Here is a 1219-nt window from a genome sequence, read left to right on the forward strand (position 1 = left end):
CACGCGTTTTCGTCAGCCTGCCAGTCTCCTCAGGACCAGCGGGTTTGCACGGGAAGAGGCTTTGCTGCCCTACCCCGGCAATATCTACTCGGGCTATCGCATCCTGCAGGAGTATTTCTGTTTCCCTGAAAGTTTTCTGTTTTTCCATCTTGCCGGGGGCGACTGGCCGAAGCAACCGATGGCCGTGTCGTCATTTAAACTGCATTTCTGTTTTGAACGTCCGCTGCCCCCTTCACTGAAGATCCGCCAGGATGCTTTCATGTTGAACTGTGTGCCTGCCATCAATCTTTTCCATCATGACAGTGAACCGGTGGCCCTCACCGGACAGCAAACGGAATATCCATTACGCGCCAGCTACAGTCATCCTGACAGCTACGAGATTTTTTCTGTGAACAATGTAGAAGGCTGGGTGGAGGGCCCGGATGGCCGGGCGCGGGGCGGCACCCGGGTGTATCAGCCTTTTGAAAGTTTTCAGCACCAGATTGAACGTGCAAACGGGCGTCTGGCGCTGTATTACCGTCTCAGGGTTCGCGAGGCCGTGAACGGCGAGGGCTTTGAGCATTCACTGTCTTTCGTCCGGGGTGACGAAAGGGAAGTGGTCGGAAAAGATGAAGCAGTCTCTGTCACCATGACCTGTACCAACAGAGAACGTGCAGCACAGTTGAAGGTGGGGGACATTTGCGTTCCGACGAATGCCACGCCCAATTTTTTCACTTTCCGCAATATTACCCGCCCAACGCGTTCACTACGTCCTGTGCTGGATGGCAGCCTGCAGTGGATGCTGATTTCCAGCATGTCACTGAACTATGTCTCATTGCTGAGTCCGGACGCGCTGACGCAGGTGTTGCGCACCTGGGATTTTCCAGCGCTGCATGACAAGCAGGCTGAACAGGCATCGCGTAAGCGACTGGCGGGGATCGAGCGTATTGAGACCGTGCCGGTTGATCGCCTGATACGCGGTATGCCGGTGCGCGGCCTGAAATCCCGCCTCTTTGTGCGTCAGTCGGCCTTTGGGGGCGAAGGCGATCTGTATCTCTTCGGCACCGTGCTTGCACATTTTCTCTCCCTCTATGCCAGCGTGAACGCGTTTCATTTGCTGGAGGTGTACAACCTTGACAACAAGGAGTGTTACCGATGGCCGGTACAGGCAGGTCAGCACTCGATGATGTGATTGCCCGTGGGGAGATTGCACAGTTTTCTTTCTTCCCGCTGGTTGAAT

The 1219-nt window shown here is 55.3% G+C and carries 1 protein-coding gene; it reads left to right on the plus strand.

All coding sequences use genetic code 11. The annotated features are described in order from the left end of the window. Positions 1 to 1171, plus strand: a 1171-nt coding sequence (tssF, locus tag DEO48_RS15540; RefSeq protein WP_109845664.1) for a type VI secretion system baseplate subunit TssF, incomplete at its 5' end; no start/stop codon positions are given. Between the last annotated feature and the right edge of the window lie 48 nt (positions 1172 to 1219).

This window comes from Enterobacter sp. CGMCC 5087 (assembly GCF_003144775.1).
Classification (GTDB): Bacteria; Pseudomonadota; Gammaproteobacteria; order Enterobacterales; family Enterobacteriaceae; genus Enterobacter; species Enterobacter cloacae_M.